General features: G+C 42.5%; 14 protein-coding genes and 1 tRNA gene. 4 read left to right on the top strand and 11 right to left on the bottom strand.

Going from position 1 to position 15,863, the window contains the following annotated elements:
- Positions 1-16: 16 nt before the first annotated feature.
- The 3 genes from frr to rimO form a co-directional block, all read right to left on the bottom strand.
- Positions 17-571 (bottom strand): ribosome recycling factor, encoded by a 555-nt coding sequence (frr, locus tag AAEY75_RS03310; protein WP_110922360.1) that lies wholly within the window; start codon positions 569-571, stop codon positions 17-19.
- 146 nt (positions 572-717) lie between these two features.
- A complete protein-coding gene (pyrH, locus tag AAEY75_RS03305; protein ID WP_110922359.1) occupies positions 718-1,443 on the bottom strand; it encodes a UMP kinase in 726 nt (241 codons plus the stop codon).
- Between the two features lie 183 nt (positions 1,444-1,626).
- Positions 1,627-3,219, bottom strand: a complete 1,593-nt coding sequence (gene rimO, locus AAEY75_RS03300) for a 30S ribosomal protein S12 methylthiotransferase RimO (RefSeq protein ID WP_197218405.1) — start codon at positions 3,217-3,219, stop codon at positions 1,627-1,629.
- 133 nt (positions 3,220-3,352) lie between these two features.
- Between rimO and AAEY75_RS03295 the strand changes: the two genes are divergently transcribed.
- The 3 genes from AAEY75_RS03295 (at position 3,353) to AAEY75_RS03285 (ending at position 6,879) form a co-directional block, all read left to right on the top strand.
- The gene (locus AAEY75_RS03295) at positions 3,353-4,684 is read left to right on the top strand and encodes a two-component system sensor histidine kinase NtrB (RefSeq protein WP_197218404.1); all 1,332 of its coding nucleotides are present in this window, start codon (positions 3,353-3,355) and stop codon (positions 4,682-4,684) included.
- Positions 4,685-4,785: 101 nt separating this feature from the next.
- Entirely contained in the window at positions 4,786-6,579 is a 1,794-nt protein-coding gene (locus AAEY75_RS03290) for a sigma 54-interacting transcriptional regulator (RefSeq protein ID WP_197218403.1), read from the top strand.
- Positions 6,580-6,794: 215 nt separating this feature from the next.
- Positions 6,795-6,879: transfer RNA gene (locus AAEY75_RS03285), tRNA-Leu, on the top strand.
- Between the two features lie 144 nt (positions 6,880-7,023).
- Here AAEY75_RS03285 and AAEY75_RS03280 read toward each other — a convergent pair.
- From AAEY75_RS03280 to AAEY75_RS03265, 4 genes are all read right to left on the bottom strand, one after another.
- Positions 7,024-8,088, bottom strand: a complete 1,065-nt coding sequence (locus AAEY75_RS03280; protein ID WP_197218402.1) for a 2,3-butanediol dehydrogenase — start codon at positions 8,086-8,088, stop codon at positions 7,024-7,026.
- A gap of 600 nt (positions 8,089-8,688) precedes the next feature.
- Positions 8,689-9,087: a ribbon-helix-helix domain-containing protein gene (locus AAEY75_RS03275; RefSeq protein ID WP_194196956.1), complete on the bottom strand. Its 399-nt coding sequence runs from the start codon at positions 9,085-9,087 to the stop codon at positions 8,689-8,691.
- A 27-nt stretch (positions 9,088-9,114) separates the two neighbouring features.
- Complete coding sequence (locus AAEY75_RS03270) at positions 9,115-9,675, bottom strand: DJ-1/PfpI family protein (RefSeq protein ID WP_352258621.1); 561 nt, start codon at positions 9,673-9,675, stop codon at positions 9,115-9,117.
- Between the two features lie 168 nt (positions 9,676-9,843).
- On the bottom strand, positions 9,844-10,899 hold the full coding sequence (locus tag AAEY75_RS03265) for a serine/threonine protein kinase (protein ID WP_352258380.1): 1,056 nt from the start codon (positions 10,897-10,899) through the stop codon (positions 9,844-9,846).
- Between the two features lie 348 nt (positions 10,900-11,247).
- Here AAEY75_RS03265 and AAEY75_RS03260 point away from each other — a divergent pair, with 348 nt between their 5' ends.
- On the top strand, positions 11,248-12,219 hold the full coding sequence (locus AAEY75_RS03260; RefSeq protein ID WP_197100741.1) for an ATP-binding protein: 972 nt from the start codon (positions 11,248-11,250) through the stop codon (positions 12,217-12,219).
- Positions 12,220-12,243: 24 nt separating this feature from the next.
- Here AAEY75_RS03260 and AAEY75_RS03255 read toward each other — a convergent pair whose 3' ends face one another.
- The 4 genes from AAEY75_RS03255 to rarD form a co-directional block, all read right to left on the bottom strand.
- Complete coding sequence (locus AAEY75_RS03255; protein ID WP_502944362.1) at positions 12,244-13,368, bottom strand: ribonuclease Z; 1,125 nt, start codon at positions 13,366-13,368, stop codon at positions 12,244-12,246.
- Positions 13,369-13,418: 50 nt separating this feature from the next.
- The gene (locus tag AAEY75_RS03250; protein ID WP_352258376.1) at positions 13,419-13,676 is read right to left on the bottom strand and encodes a hypothetical protein; all 258 of its coding nucleotides are present in this window, start codon (positions 13,674-13,676) and stop codon (positions 13,419-13,421) included.
- A gap of 93 nt (positions 13,677-13,769) precedes the next feature.
- Positions 13,770-14,438 carry a glutathione S-transferase gene (locus AAEY75_RS03245; protein WP_197218392.1) on the bottom strand — a complete coding sequence of 223 codons (669 nt, stop codon included), beginning with the start codon at positions 14,436-14,438 and terminating at the stop codon, positions 13,770-13,772.
- Positions 14,439-14,626: 188 nt separating this feature from the next.
- Positions 14,627-15,694, bottom strand: coding sequence for an EamA family transporter RarD (rarD, locus tag AAEY75_RS03240; RefSeq protein ID WP_197218390.1), 1,068 nt, complete (start codon positions 15,692-15,694; stop codon positions 14,627-14,629).
- Positions 15,695-15,863: the final 169 nt, after the last annotated feature.

Genomic DNA, 15,863 nt, shown 5'->3' with positions numbered 1-15,863 from the left:
ACAATAAAATTAGTTCTTAGACGTCCATCAAATCGCTTTCTTTTTTGGTCAAACTTTTATCGATGATTTCGATATATTTGTCAGTGATTTTTTGGATATCATCACTGGCGCGGCGCTCGTCATCTTCTGATATTTCTTTTTCTTTTGCTAAATCTTTAATATCATTCATCATATCACGGCGAATATTACGGATAGAAACTCGGCTGTTCTCAGCTTCTCCACGCGCAAGTTTTTGCATATCGCGGCGTGTTTCTTCTGTCAATGCTGGCATCGGTACACGAATCACATCAGCAGTCATTGGGTTAAGACCCAAATCAGCTTCACGGATAGCTTTATCAATTGCCTGTACCATAGTACGGTCGAACGGTTGAACAAGCAGCGTACGTGAGTCTTCAACGTTGACACTTGCTACTTGGTTGAGGGCGGTGTCAGAACCGTAGTAGCTGACCATCACACCTGACAACATACCTGGGTGGGCACGGCCTGTACGAACTTTACTGAAAGTACTCTGAAGCGCTTCCAACGTTTTTTGCATGCGTGCTTCGCCGTCTTGCTTAATCTCTTTAATCATTATGTGTCCTTATTTATCGCTATCGATAAATCATTCATTGTTGTAAGTTATGTCAGTCACTATTAATCATTAGTATTGATTATCAGCGACGGACGTAACTTTAATTATTTACGTTGTGATATTAGTGCTGGGCATATCAAAGCAGATTAGTGGTAAACACGTGTGCCTTCATTTTCACCCATAATGACATTTAACAATGCATTAGGCTTGGTCATATCGAAAACTTGTAGCGGTACGTTGTGCTCACGGCACAAGGCAATAGCGGTTAAATCCATGACGCCAAGCTTTTGCTCTAGCACTTCGTCAAACGTTAAACCATCGTACTTGACTGCATCAGCATGTAAGCTTGGGTCTTTGTCATACACACCGTCAACTTTGGTCGCTTTTAAAATCAAGCCCGCTTCGATTTCGATACCACGCAAGCAAGCAGCGGTATCAGTAGTGAAGAATGGATTGCCTGTACCCGCTACAAAAATGCAAACATCACCGTTTTTCAGATAACGAATGGCGTTACGGCTGCTATAGCTTTCGGTTACTTCACCAATAGGAAGTGCTGACATCAAGCGCGTTTTAATATTGCGGCGCTCAAGGGCATCACGCATCGCCAAACCATTCATAACCGTCGCTAGCATGCCCATCTGATCGCCTGTAACGCGGCCAACCAACCCTTCTTTTTGTAATTGGGCACCGCGATATAAGTTACCACCACCGACCACGATACCAACTTGGACGCCAAGGCCACGCAAATGGGCAATAGATAAGCTCATTTTATCAAGCACTTCGGTATCAATACCCATGTCTTTGCCACCAGCTAAAGCTTCGCCAGAGAGTTTTAGCAAAATACGAGAGTAACGCGGGTTTTTGTCAGACATGAGATCACCTTGTTATCATTAAATTATAATTAAAGTTATCGGTAAAATACAAATGGAGTTTGCCTTTGGTCTTGACGACACCGACATACTTGATGATAAGCATGCCAAAAGGCTAAATTGCGCTAATTGTAGCAAAAACTGCCCTTTGTGGGGCAATTTTCACTTGTCTATAGTGTAAGGTTTTTAGCCTTTGTAGCTACCAAACAAATCATACTCACTGGCGTCGTCAATAGTGACGGTTAAGAACTGCCCTACTTTGACTTGTGCAGTGATGTCGTCAACGTAGACGTGACCATCAATTTCAGGCGCATCCGCATAGCTACGGCAAATCGCAATACCTTCTTCACTGTCAATCTCATCGACCAATACCATCAAGGTTTTGCCGATTTTTTCTTGTAGTTTTTGTGCTGAGATATCTTGTTGTAGCGTCATCAAACGCTCGTAACGAGATTTTTTAACGTCTTCAGGTATGTGATCTGGCAAATCATTGGCCACAGCACCTTCAACTTCTGAATAGGTAAAGGCACCAACGCGATCAAGACGAGCTTCAACCAGCCAATCAAGCAAGCATTGGAAATCTTCTTCCGTCTCACCAGGGAAGCCAACAACGAAGGTTGAGCGAATAACTATATCAGGGCAAATCTCACGCCATGCTTTGATACGAGCTAAGGTGTTTTCACTATGTGCTGGACGTTTCATTGCTTTTAGGATGCGATGACTGGCATGCTGAAAAGGAATGTCTAAATAAGGCAAGAGTTTCTTTTCGCCCATTAATTCAACGACTTTATCTACATGCGGATATGGGTAGACATAATGCAAGCGTACCCAAATACCCAAGTCATTCAACGCTTTGCATAAGTCATAGAACTTCGACTTCAGCGGCATACCGTTCCAAAAACTGGTCTTATATTTAAGATCCAGCCCATAAGCGGAAGTGTCTTGCGAGATAATTAACAACTCTTTCACGCCAGCATTTTTCAGCGCCAGTGCTTCATTCATGACGTTGTCAATCGGACGTGAGTCCAAATCGCCACGTAAGCTTGGAATAATACAGAAAGTACAACGGTGGTTACAGCCTTCAGATATTTTTAGATAAGCATAATGGCTTGGGGTCAATTTGATACCCGCCTCATTAATCAAATCTATTTTAGGATCGTAGTTTGCATCCTTACTACGGTTTGGCTTGGGCACGTGCTGGGCAACTGCCGTAATGACTTCATCATAGGCATGCGCGCCCGTCACGGCAAGTACAGCTGGGTGCATTGCACGGATTTTATCCGCTTCTTTACCCAAGCAGCCCGTCACGATGACCTTGCCGTTTTTGCTAATAGCTTCACCGATTGCATCAAGCGACTCTTGTACCGCTGATTCAATAAAACCGCAAGTATTGACCACGACCAGATCCGCACCTTCATAGTCGCTGGCTACTTGATAACCATCACGGCTCAATTCGGTGATGATACGCTCGCTATCCACCAAGGCTTTTGGACAACCTAATGACACAAAACCAATTTTTGGCGCTGCACTAACTGGCATCGTAGCAGTCGCATTGGCAGTCGTTACATCACTGCTTTGGGCGACACTACGGTTTTGGTTATGATTGGCTTTATGATGGTAAGGTTGTTTAGTATCTGTTTGACTGACATCTGCCTGACTATCTTGCACTATATTGGGCTTGGCAGGATTAAAAATAGTGGCAGTGTCTTTTGGAGCGATAGAAGCTGACGGTGAGGTGGTAATAGTCGGATTGACCGACTCGGTAGAAGTTTTGGGCATGGCTAACCTTGCTAGAGATAAAGTGGCTGTGCGCATTGTACGTTTTTTTTGCAAAAATCGCCAGTTTTGCCGCTCTATAGTGTTGATTTATGGTTAAATATTATATTGAGTATTTTTTTGTAGGCGCCGACCCATGACAACCCATTTGACAACCGCAAAATCGACACCTGATTTGGCATTCATATCACAGCATTTGTTCACAGCTATCTTGTGGGTCAATGAAGAGCTCTCTATTACTTGGCTAAATGCTCAAGCTGAACAACTACTGGCTATCAGCAGTGGCAGACTGCTCAATCAACCTATATTGGCATTACTCTCGCCCGAAGAGTTAAAACCAAAAGACAGCCCTAGCATCAATAACGATGAAGTCTATGAACAAAACTGCTCTTTAGCCGAAAGGTTTGAGCTAGCGAAACAGTATCAGCAACCATTCATTGATCATGATCACATCATAAATACGCAATTGAATGGCAATTTATCGTTTTCCGTCGACTATAGCGTGACGCCACTCATCTACGAGCAGAAGACGTATTTTATCATCGAGATGTGGGGCAAAGATCGCCAAAGCCGTATCTCAGAAGAGCAACGTCAACAGCAACAATATGGTGTGGCCCGTCATATGCTACGGTCAGTCGCCCATGAGATAAAAAACCCGCTGGCTGGCATTCGCGGTGCTGCACAACTATTACAACGAAAATTTATCAAATTCAGCGATGATGCCAATCTTAATGGCAGTGCTTCAACCGCTATGAGTAGCAAAAACTCTGGTTCGAACCACAATGACGACCTACAGAAGACCACTGAGAAACTACGTGGCTATACCGATATCATTATCTCAGAGACGGATCGCTTAACACATCTGGTAGGACAGTTCCTCGGATCTAATCAACTGCCAAACTGGCAAATACTGAATATCCATGAGCCCCTAGAGCATGTCTTGTCTTTAGTAATCAATCAATACCCACAATTAACGCTACAGCGAGATTATGATTTATCGTTGCCTGAGCTATGCGCTGATAAAGACCAATTAATTCAAGTATTTTTAAACCTGATTAATAATGCCTGTGAGTCCATGACTGAGTTTGAACAAACGCTACAACAGCAAGAGCTCTCGGAAGCCAAAAAATTGCAATCGATAGATTCAGAGACTGACATTGACTGCCATATAGATTACCAGCCAACCCTACATATCCAAACGCGAGTCGCCTTTCAACACACCATTATTGGACATCAACACAAGCAAGTCTTACAAGTAAACATTACCGATAACGGCTCAGGGATTGATCCAGCATTGATCGGACAAATATTTTTCCCAATGGTGACTAGCCGTGCTGCAGGGACTGGTCTAGGATTATCTATTGTGCAAGATATCATCAGCCATCATCGTGGTATGATTGATGTCAGCTCCACACAAGTACAAGGTCAGCAGCAGACACGCTTTACACTATATCTGCCGTTTCATTGATCAACAATCACAGTGCAAAAAACGGATATTATTTAGAACAGTTACATCACAAATACGACATTACCATCCTGAACCAACCCATTGCTCATTAGGCCTCATACATGACTGAATATAGCGACAAACATAAACCTAAAAGCGATACTCAAACGGCAAACGATCAAACCCCCACTGACCAAGCCATCAAAGTGACGGTCAATAATGCCCCTGATGATAGCCCTGCGACTTTATGGCTCATCGACGATGATGCCGCATTGAGAATGGTGTTAGCAGATACTTTTGAGGATGCAGGGCTTACGGTTATTAGCTTTACCCAAGCGCAAGCAGCATGGGGACGCCTTAATGATATCTTGCAAGAAACTGAGTCGGTCACGCAGTTACCCGATGTGATATTGACTGATATTCGTATGCCAATGATGGATGGCTTGTCTTTTAGTGATTGGGTACATCAGCACTTTCCTAAGCTGCCTATTGTGATTATGACTGCTCACTCTGATCTCACCTCTGCTATTAATAGCTATCAAACAGGGGCGTTTGAATATCTACCCAAACCATTCGACTTAGATGATGCCGTTGCCACGATTTATAAAGCGATTAACTATCAACCTAATCTGGTGGTAGAGCGTCAGGCAACGAAATCTAATACTTCTGACACGAAAGTAACAGCTGACATCATAGCGGATACTAATACAAAGTCTGATAACAAATCCAAGTCTATCAATAAAACCAATACGGTCAGCAAAGTCAATAAAGTTGTCAAACATAAAACTGACGTTAAAGTAGATACTAGTGCGAATCACAACCCCAGTGGCATTATTGGTCAATCACAAGCCATGCAGACAGTATTTCGTGCCATTGGCAGATTGGCGCACTCCCCGATAACAGTCTTAATCACGGGGGAATCAGGGACAGGGAAAGAGTTGGTCGCCAGTGCGCTACATCAGCACTCACCGCGTCACCAGCAGCCTTTTATTGCACTCAATATGGCAGCCATTCCGCATGATTTGATTGAGTCTGAGCTATTCGGTCATGCAAAAGGCGCATTTACTGGTGCGACGACGACTCGACCAGGGCGTTTCGAACAGGCAGATGGCGGGACATTATTCTTAGACGAAATCGGTGACATGCCATTTAGCACTCAAACACGGCTGCTACGCGTACTTGCCAATGGCGAGTTTTATCGTGTGGGTGGTCAGCAACCCGTCAAAGTCAATGTGCGCATCATTGCTGCCACGCACCAGAATTTAGAAGAGCTGGTCAAACAAGGTAAATTCCGCGAGGATTTATTTTATCGCCTTAACGTGATTCGCTTACCACTCCCGCCACTACGGACACGACGCGAAGACATCCCTGCGCTAGCGACCTACTTTATGAAGCGCGCTGCCGATCAAATGGATACTGCACCGAAACAGCTACATCCGATGGCTGTACAGATTATGCAGTCTTTTGAGTGGCGTGGTAACGTGCGTCAGCTTGAAAATGTCTGCCTATGGTTGACCGTGATGGCGACTGGCGACACCGTCATGGCGGAGGACTTGCCACCAGAGCTGCTCGAAAACATACCTTCTAATCTAGAGCCCCATCTAGAACAAGATTTATATAGTGCTGGCACAGACAATCAAAATCCTATTCAACAAAGTCAGCTTGTCTCTAATATTACAAGTTGGCAGCAAGCGCTGGCTGTTTGGGCAACACAGTCTCTGCAAACCGGAGAAACGGATATTTTGCAGACAGCGACACCTGAGTTCGAACGTGTTCTACTGACAGCCGCACTCAACCATAGCGGTGGTAAAAAGATAGCCGCTGCCAACTTACTCGGTTGGGGACGCAATACCTTGACGCGTAAATTGCAGCAATTAGATATCACTGCATCAGAAGTGCAAAGAAATAGTGATTAAAGACGTAAAAAACTCGATAAAAAACCCTATTAATATCAAATATTTATGAAATATTGACAAAAAAATCGTTAAATAATTAAAAATAATTGCAAATAGGGGTTGCCAAACTATTCAAACTCTATATAATAGCCAACCACTGAGACGCACTACCGAATCAGTTAACTATCTACGTTGTGTTTGAGTTTAAACGTTAATAATGATAGAGTAACGAAAATGGGGCTGTGGCGGAATTGGTAGACGCACCAGATTTAGGTTCTGGCGCCGCAAGGTGTGAGAGTTCGAGTCTCTCCAGCCCCACCATTTTCGGATAGTACATCTTAGACCAAATATCAAAGCCTGCTTTTAGCAGGTTTTTTTACGTCTGGAGTTTGTATAAAAAATCCCCGCTAATTAGCGGGGATCATATCAAAGATATAGTACTGACTCACTGGCGATATACAACGATTATAGATTTGGATTGACGATGATTTTTACTGCTGATTCATTGTTATGAATCAGTGTCTCAAAGCCTTTGGATATCAGATCATCTAAAGCGATGCGCTGAGTAATAAATGGCTCAAGATTAACCAAGCCATCCTCAACCAGTTGGATCGTATCTTTATGATTGTTCACGTAGCCAATCGTGCCACGTACATCAAGCTCTTTCATCACCACACTATGTACGTTTATAGTAGCTGGGTGGCTCCAAATAGAAACAATCACGACCACACCAGTCGGTTTACTCAGCTCAACCAACGAATCCAACACCTTATTCACACTAGTACATTCAAAGGCCACATCTACACCGCGATTATCAGTGATGCTCATGACTTCTTTTTTCAAATCAATTTCTGTAGGGTCTAATATATAATCAGCAACCCCGCTTTCTTTGGCTTTCTCTTTACGCTTAGCACTTAGCTCCGTCAGAATTACAGTGATACCTTTGGCTTTTAGCACCGCAGATAATAATAGACCAATAGGGCCACCGCCACCAACCAATGCCACATCACCTGCTTTAGCACCACTACGCATATACGCGTGATAGCCAACAGCCAACGGCTCAATCAAAGCAGCTTGATCTAATGGAATATTATTGGCGATAGGATGTACCCAGCGGCGTTTCACAGCAATTTTTTCAGACAAACCACCACCACGACCACCCAAACCAATAAAGTTCATATCTTTTGATAAGTGATAATCGTCACCAGGGCCTGTTGGTACATCATTAGAGATGATATATGGTTCGACCACTACATGCTGACCGACTTCAATATCATCAATACCCTCACCAACGGCATACACAACCCCTGAGAACTCATGCCCCATCGTAATGGGTGCCGACTCGCCTGAAATAGGATGAGGATGACCACACGGTGGAATAAAGATAGGACCTTCCATAAACTCATGCAAATCAGTACCACAAATACCACACCATGCGACATCAATACCAACTGTGCCTGGTTCTACTGTAGGCTCTGGAATATCTTCAATACGAATATCACCTTTATCATAAAAACGTGCTGCTTTCATATAAAACTCCTTTGTTTATAATCAACATACTCTTGATTGGTATAGTCAATTCTAAATAAAATAGATGCATTTTATATGACACGCGACCGAGTTAAGTTTTCATTTCAGGCTGTGTCTATGCAGACAAAATTGACAAAAATTTCGTCCTCGTCTTGATAACTACTTTTTGTATTGAACTGACTATATAATTAAAAAAAACAGGCTAACAATGAGAGTTAATAAAGAATCGATACTTCATTATCCGACTCTGAAAAACCTTCAAAGTATCAATACTGTTAAGTATTGTTAAAGACTGTTAAAAAATAAATTATACTATTCGAGGCAGTTAATACATCCATCGTACTCTGACATTTCCTCTCTACACGCTTCGCCAATGCCCTATCAATAATACTTTTGTAGTGGAATGACTATATGATTATGCACTTGCTATAGGCATAACTAGGGTGTGTCCTCATTTTAGAAATGAAGATGGAAATAAGATGAATTGTCGTCAAACGAGAAAAACAGTGTTGATGATATCGAGATATTGGCCAGCTATTTAGCAAAATTTGGCTATTTTTAGACCAGTTAGATGACTATCGTTTGAATTGAGGATATACCCTAATGAACAGAAGGATTTTTCTCACTATCATTGAATAAGGCACTACGTTGATTTTTGCGGAGGGTTTCACGTTGAATGATATTTTTTGCATCGACTTTTTCTAAAGGTAATCTTGTTTCGCGAGAAAGGTCGCCATCGGCTATTAAGGATAAATAACGAGAACAACAGACTCTCAAAAAAGAGGTGAAATTACCAATATCATGATCAGCATCGAGAGATTCTAGGTATAGCTTAGTGATCAGCTGATTAACCGTCATTTGATCACGAAATGACAACTCTTCTAATATATCCCAAAAAAACACTTCTAAACGAATTGAGGTAACAACTCCCTGAATTCGAAGTGATTTGGTTTTAGAGCTCCACAAGCTGTCGTCAGCACTAATAAAAAGTTGGCACATATATCCTCTCTCGATACTAATTTAAGCTTATAGCAAGGCAACAAATTGCTTCAGCATAGCTGGGTGGGCGGGCCATGCAGGAGCTGTTACCAGTTGGCCATCGGTAATAGCGCCATCCATAGGTAACTTGACATATTCGGCTCCAGCCATTTCTATTTCTGGCTGACACGCAGGATAAGCAGATACTTTTTTACCCTTCAATACGCCAGCAGCCGTCAGCATTTGTGGTCCATGGCAAACCGACGCAATCGGTTTATCAGTATTTGCGAAATGCTGAATCATTGCAATGACCTTAACATTCAAACGCAAGTATTCTGGCGCACGTCCACCTGGTAAATACAGAGCATCGTAATCTGCGACATTGATATCGGCAAAAGATGCATTAAGGACAAAATTATGACCGCGTTTTTCGGTATAAGTTTGGTCACCTTCAAAATCGTGTATTGAGGTAGCAATACTATCACCTGCCACTTTATCTGGGCAGACCGCATCAACCTCATGCCCCATCGCTAGTAGCGCTTGGAACGGCACCATGTTTTCATAGTCTTCAACAAAATCACCGGTAATGATAAGTACTTTAGCCATGATATTCTCACTGTATTGTAATGAAATATTGTAATGAAATACGGGAACTCAAATTAGCTTATAGTGACTGAGCTTAAAATGAGCCTGAATATCCATTCAAACATAAAAAACAACGACTGGGTAACATGTGAATACTACAAACAATCACTTTTTGAAAATAAAATCATAAACTTAGCTGTTGCCTAATAACCTTAAATCTATCAACACCTTATCCAAATCTTGATACCGTCTCTCTACCCGCTTCGCCAATGCCTTATCGACAATACATTGATAGTGACTATATTCTAATAGCAATTTTGGAATAGGTTGTTGGCAATGCTGAATCGCCCACGCTTTTAATTTATCATTGCTGTTAGCACTTACCTGAAACGGACGCGTGCCTGTTAGTATCTCAACCATCATAATGCCAAACGCATAGATGTCACTTTGCACCGTTGCACTCTGTCCTTGCCAACGCTCAGGTGCGAGATACGCGGGTGTACCAGCAGGACTTCCTTCTTTTAGATCGTTAAACCTCTCTGCCAAGGCAAAATCAGTCAATAATAAATTAGGCATTAAGCTGCTAGTATCCGCACTATCTAGCAAAGCATCATCGAAAAAATAATCTAACAAAATATTGCTAGGTTTAATATCATTGTGTAGCCAGCTAGCCTCATGCAAATTAACTATCAAGTGTGCTGATTGCACTAAAAAATAATGCTTTTGTTGCATCGTCAATGAGTGCTGATTTCGATCACTCAACTGTCCTGCCAAGCTACCATTAGAGTAATGAGGCATAACGACGACTATCAGCTTGTGAGGCTGCTCTAGTATTTGAACGCTTACACAATGATGAGCCAATAGTGGCGGTGCGATAGCTTTATTTTTTATTTTTAATGAAGCATTTACAGCAGCTAAAATGTCTGCTTCATGAGTTAAATCGGGAGAGATGGGATAAGCATCAGCACTCAACTGCCATTTAATCATGACTTGACCAAACTGTGGATGTTGTGCACGCGTTAAGCCTTGATAGTAAGTATTTTCGATATTTTGCGTTTTGATATCTTGTGTTTTGACAACTTGCGCGTGCTCATCTTGCGTTTGTTCTGTGCTTTGCTGAGCAATACGCTGATGTACTATCTCACTAAAATGTTGTGCGACTAATTCCTGCGTAATAATGGGCAATATCTGCTGAGCTTGCACCTGCAACGCTTGCTTAATAGACAGATTACTGGCATTATTTTTCATGGTATTTTTTCTCATAATAGAGTGAGATGACTGCCTCCCGTTCGTATCATTTCCAAAAATAATAATAGCGCGAATAATTTTGACTAGGGCGTGTTATCAATTAGATTGTGAGACTTAAAATGAGAAAAATTGTAGATAAACAAGGAAGAAATTGCCGTTAATATGAACATATTGACAAAATTACTGACGATGTTTAGCAAAATTTAGCCATTTTAAGGCCACTAAATGTATTAATGTGCTAATTGATGACACACCCTAATACTACGCTCAGTAGGCGCCAAAAGTTTAGCCACGTTAATGATATTTTTGGGTATGGTATTAAAGACAACCTTAATTACTAGAGCCACTATGTCACAACCAATAATCCCAACCTCGCCCTCTAATCAGCCTACTTATGCCCTACCTCAACCGTTATTAGACTTACTCAGTCAGTACTTAAAAGAGCAGGTCACACCGACTATTGAAATCGATCCGAACCAACTTGCTTATCGCTGGGTTGGTGGACGCACTGGTAATTTAGAGCCTTTATCGGTCAACTTGTTTTTGAGCTTAGATGACTTGCATGGTATCGATACGCAAAAGTCTAAACTGGTACAGAACACCCGTCAGTTTATTAAAGGTTATCCTGCCAATCACGTCTTAATGTCGGGGACACGCGGTGCCGGTAAATCATCATTGATTCGTGCCTTGCTTCAAGCCCATCATAGTGAAGGCTTGCGTATTATCGAAGTTGCTCGCGATGATCTGCAAATATTAGATAAGATTCGCGCTGCCATTAATGCCCTACCAGCAGATTCTAATTGCCGCTACATCGTATACTGTGATGATCTCGCATTTGATGGTCAAGATGAAAGCTATCGTACGCTAAAGAGCGTGCTTGATGGCTCGCTAGACTCTGAGCAAGACAAACTACTGGTCTATGCCACCAGTAATCGCCGTCGCCTGCTACCACAAATGATGAAAGACAATGTTAATATCTACAATGGTCAGACGGATGAAGTCAATCCTTATGAGGCCATTGATGAGACCGTGTCATTGTCAGATAGATTCGGTTTATCACTCACTTTCCACCCCATGGATCAGCAGACTTATCTGCATATCGTTCAGCATTATCTGAATTTAGAGCAGCAGAAAATCTCAGCTGATATGGATAGTGATGCTAAGAATGCTTTGGAAAGTCAGACCATGCCTGACAAGATCAAAAAGGATGCGCTACGTTGGGCCTCTGAACGTGGTGGTCGCTCAGGACGAGTTGCTTACCAGTTCAGTCGATACTGGAGCGGTATAACGCAATTGGAAATTGCAGACGGTAAGCGCTAAGCCATATCTAACGCTAAGCCATGTCTAATCACTGCGTGCAGAGCCTATATACTGCACGCGGTTCTTCTCTTGACTGTTCTTTTGATTACTTGCCAAGTCAACTGCGCCATCGGCCATATATTGGTCGAAATCTGCAGCTAACCAAAGATTACCTTTGTAAACGCTCTCAGCATCCAAACGAATGTATGCCATATTTGGCGTCTTGCTATTAGGATTATCAAAACCTTGATAACGGGCGCTAAAGTGCGTCAATATTAGATTATTTACACCACTTTTCTCTGCAAAATCACCTACCAATTGCGCACTGCTATGCATCGGATCAAACTCTGGATTTTTGGCTTGAATCTTAGTCAGTACTTCATGTGTATACGTCGCTTCGTGCACCAATAAATCCGTGTCAAACAACGCCGCAGTAAGACACACTGGCGTATCGTTATCACCAGCCACCACCACTCGCGTTCGTGATACCTCATCATTGATATAATCATCTGCACATAACTGCTGACCGTCTTCAGTGATGACGTCTTCACCTTGTTGCAATTTACCCCACAGTGCGCTTGCAGGAATACCTTGCGCTAGCAGTTTATCCGTATCAAGCGTACGATGATGGATAGTCTGCGTGATACCAAATGCATGAGAAGCAACCCGATGTGATAGCAGCGTGATATCGATATCAAGCTGATGCTGGTCGCTCAAGCGAATATTAACCTTATTGGTGTTACCTTGCTCAGATAACACCTCTTCAATTGCTACAAAATTGAGAGCAAACGGTAGATATAGCTCAGTGGTTATCGTATAAGCCTCAAGCAGAGTAGCAATTGCTTGTGGCGCGATAATCGTCAGTGTCTCACGGCGTCCTGACATCGCAGCACTCGCTAATAGACCTGGCAGGCCATAGCAATGATCGCCATGCACATGAGTGATGCAAATAGCAGCTAGTTGATGCAAAGAAAGTTTGGTATGTAATAGTTGCTGCTGCGTACCTTCACCGCAATCTATCAACACCCATGGACGCGACTTTTTGTTCTGATTATTGTGATTGGCAGCCCGTGATTGACCATTCGGCTGAACACCATGCGTATTCAGACATTCAATCGCTAGTGCGGTCACATTACGCTGTTTGGTCGGCACACCGGCAGAGGTTCCCAAAAAAGTCAGCCTCAACATAGATTACCTCTCTTACATATGATACTTATTCACTATGATAATTGGCACATCATGGTTTTTTGTGCTTCAACCATCTGCCCACCATTGGCCGTACATTCATTGACCATGTTGGACTCATAAGACTTCCAACCACCATAAAAGCTCGCTGCGCATAGTATTACAACCAAAATTTTCTGCGACCAAGATTTGATAGAGACTTGCTGGCTATTAACAGTGGCTCTGTCAATTTGAGAGTCAGCAGCGATGTCTGCATCAATCTTTTGGGTATTTAATTTATTCGAATCTGTCATTTGTAATCCTAAAAAAGGTTTTGTCTATAAATAAACAAAACCTTTCATTTTACTATCAAATTAGTTATTTATCATTGATTAAATATAGCTCGTCTAAAACTGCAAACGACCGCCTTTGGCTTCTGCACGTTTAAAGGCATCACGCTCTTCACATCGTTTTAGCCAGTTCAGAATATTGGCATATTTGCGGCTGTCCAATCCTGCACCCGCATTGGCCCCAGCAATCGCAAGGTGCATCTGGATATCGGCCGCACTGAACTCACTGCCTGCAAACCAATGATTATCTTGCAAGCGCTGCTCGATCATATACAGCATTTTTTCTAGACCGCTGCTGATCATGTTTTTTTCGACTTGACCCTGTATTTTTTTACTAATGGGCCTGATCAGCATTGGGGACTGTTGAACCACTTTGGTGAATACCAAACGCATGACTAGCAGTGGCATCAGCGATGATTCAGCAAAGTGTAACCAAAAAGTATAAGCTTCCCATGCTGCTTCATTGTCATCAGTAGGTTTAAACTGCTGCTCTTTATCATAATGTTTGAGTAGATACTCAATGATAAATCCTGACTCAATCAGCGCGCGATCGTTCACCTCTAGTATTGGCACGTTGCCAAGTGGGTGTACTTTTTTTAGGCTTTCTGGCGCGCGATATGCTTTAGTGCGCTCGTAGCTCGTCAAGTTATAATCGATGTTTAACTCTTCTAACAGCCATAAAATACGAAACGAGCGTGAGTTTGCTAAATGATGAAGATGCAACATAAACCATCCTAGTTATAGTGTGAATGAGCAGTAATATTTTATATAGGGTGTGCTGCATTTATCTAAGTCTGGCAGCACTGCTCTTGATAATAGCGTAATTACCTCATCTTTGACACAGAAACTGTATCGCGTTATGCCAAAAGATATAGCCCGCCAAGTCAGACTCAACCTACGCCCACTAGCAATATTTACTTTAAATGCAATGCTTCGATTTTGCGTGTCATCTTATCTATTTTTTGCTGATACTTTTTAATTTTACGAAATCTATGCGCGGCTAATACGCCTTTAATACGGCGATTTTTTAGACGACGGCGCGGTGGAAAGCTGCCCACTTGCGGCTCATTGTAGCCATGTAAGCGGTCGTCACGTTTGCGTGCCATATAACCAAGTGCACTATCCGCAATCATAATAAGCAATGCGACAAAAATCATGCTGTACATCAGCATCGAGCCTTCTTCGACATTATGATCCAAAATAGCAATGGAAAATATAAACAAGAATATCGGCTCAAGGTAGCATAAAGTGCCAAACAGTGAGACGGGGAGCTTTCGACTCGCTATCATTGTCAATGACATGGCAGCGGTACTAATAATGCCAAGTAAAGGCAACAGATACCACAGTTTATGGTTGGTTATCGCGACTTCAAAGCCACCATTCATATACAGCGCAACCAATACGACTGGTAACAACAACACAAGATCCGATATGAGACCAGTGATGGGCGGTACGGCTAGATAGCGACGCAGTAGATAATACGGCGGGTAACCCAAGCAGACAAACAACGTCGCCCAAGAAATAGCACCGTATTGGAATATATCATAAGCAATACCAAAGCCTGCGCATCCGATGGCAACCCACTGGAGTAGGCTCATGTCTTCATTATAAAAAAACCGACCAACCACAATCATAATCATCGGATATAAGAAGTAGCCTAACGTTACTTCCAGCCCCAAGCCATTAACGGGTGCCCACATGAATATCCAAATTTGCGCGCCCAAAATCGGTGTGGGTAGTATGAATAAAAACCACTCTTTCGCGTTTTTTAGGGTTTTTAGATAATCAAAAATATGCTGCCACTGCTTTAGCAAAGTGACTAGCAATACCAAACTAAAAAACATCGTCAGCACGCGCCACGACGCAACCTGTGTACCTGATAATGGTTGCAGTAGTAAGCCAAATAAGAACAGTAGTGAATACAAAAAATTTGCAGCCACGGCAGTGATTGTACCCTGCGAGGTTTGGTTAGTAGTCATCATGGCAGCGGCCTTTAACGATTGGTGCACATCCTTGGCAATTTTTAAAAAAAACAAAAGCCTCAGACGAGAACGTCTGAGGCTTTTGCAAATAAGGTCGTCGCGCAATCTAAGTTGAACGCTTTGAATGTATCGTGCTTACATCATGGCGGGCATTATGTCAAAGTCAAAA

Source organism: Psychrobacter sp. TB55-MNA-CIBAN-0194 (assembly GCF_040309505.1).
GTDB classification, from domain to species: Bacteria; Pseudomonadota; Gammaproteobacteria; order Pseudomonadales; family Moraxellaceae; genus Psychrobacter; species Psychrobacter fozii.
Note: the sequence above shows the minus strand (reverse complement) of the source record. Positions and strands in the feature narration are given on the sequence as shown.

Bases quoted from the DNA above. Each gene is read 5' to 3' on its own strand.
- AAEY75_RS03250 (WP_352258376.1), bottom strand. From the start codon at position 13,676: ATGACAGATTCGAATAAATTAAATACCCAAAAGATTGATGCAGACATC.
- rimO (WP_197218405.1), bottom strand. From the start codon at position 3,219: ATGCCCAAAACTTCTACCGAGTCGGTCAATCCGACTATTACCACCTCA.
- frr (WP_110922360.1), bottom strand. From the start codon at position 571: ATGATTAAAGAGATTAAGCAAGACGGCGAAGCACGCATGCAAAAAACG.
- AAEY75_RS03275 (WP_194196956.1), bottom strand. From the start codon at position 9,087: ATGTGCCAACTTTTTATTAGTGCTGACGACAGCTTGTGGAGCTCTAAA.
- AAEY75_RS03295 (WP_197218404.1), top strand. From the start codon at position 3,353: ATGACAACCCATTTGACAACCGCAAAATCGACACCTGATTTGGCATTC.
- AAEY75_RS03260 (WP_197100741.1), top strand. From the start codon at position 11,248: ATGTCACAACCAATAATCCCAACCTCGCCCTCTAATCAGCCTACTTAT.
- AAEY75_RS03245 (WP_197218392.1), bottom strand. From the start codon at position 14,438: ATGTTGCATCTTCATCATTTAGCAAACTCACGCTCGTTTCGTATTTTA.
- rarD (WP_197218390.1), bottom strand. From the start codon at position 15,694: ATGATGACTACTAACCAAACCTCGCAGGGTACAATCACTGCCGTGGCT.
- AAEY75_RS03280 (WP_197218402.1), bottom strand. From the start codon at position 8,088: ATGAAAGCAGCACGTTTTTATGATAAAGGTGATATTCGTATTGAAGAT.
- AAEY75_RS03265 (WP_352258380.1), bottom strand. From the start codon at position 10,899: ATGAAAAATAATGCCAGTAATCTGTCTATTAAGCAAGCGTTGCAGGTG.
- AAEY75_RS03290 (WP_197218403.1), top strand. From the start codon at position 4,786: ATGACTGAATATAGCGACAAACATAAACCTAAAAGCGATACTCAAACG.
- pyrH (WP_110922359.1), bottom strand. From the start codon at position 1,443: ATGTCTGACAAAAACCCGCGTTACTCTCGTATTTTGCTAAAACTCTCT.